The organism is Caulobacter sp. 05T431 (assembly GCF_056665975.1).
In genome coordinates, this window is the sequence record NZ_JBFTKU010000148.1 from 1 (window position 1) to 408 (window position 408).

The window sequence follows — 408 nt, forward strand, 5'->3', positions numbered from 1 at the left end:
GCACCGGTTCAGCTCAAGGAGATCCTGGATTCGGCCCTCGCGCCGCTCCCGCCGGAGATCGCGCAGGCGCTCGAAGACGTGTCCGACCCGGCCTGAGGCCGGGGTAGCGTTCGGGCTTTTCCGGGCTTATTCACGGCTTGCTCCCTTATTCCTGGCCCATGAACCTTCAGAACCTCGCGATTACCACCGGCGTCGTGCCTGGGGTTCTCTATGTCTTGGCGGCGGCGGCCCTCGCCTGGCTCGTTTGGGGGCGCCGCCGGCATCTGTCCCGCTGGGTTCCGGCCGCGGCAGTGGTCGCCGGCCTTCTGTGCATCCTGGTGTGGCTGTTTTCGGAGCAGGTGTGGAACCTATGGGGTTCCCCGCTGCCGAAACGCGTCTACGCCTATGCCGGCGTCGGCATCCTGGCCC

The 408-nt window shown here is 67.2% G+C and carries 1 protein-coding gene; it reads left to right on the forward strand.

Annotated elements, in window-relative coordinates; genetic code table 11:
- Positions 1 to 158 precede the first annotated feature (158 nt).
- Positions 159 to 408: hypothetical protein (locus tag AC1U89_RS24910; RefSeq protein ID WP_479902289.1), on the forward strand; the 250-nt coding region annotated here is incomplete at its 3' end.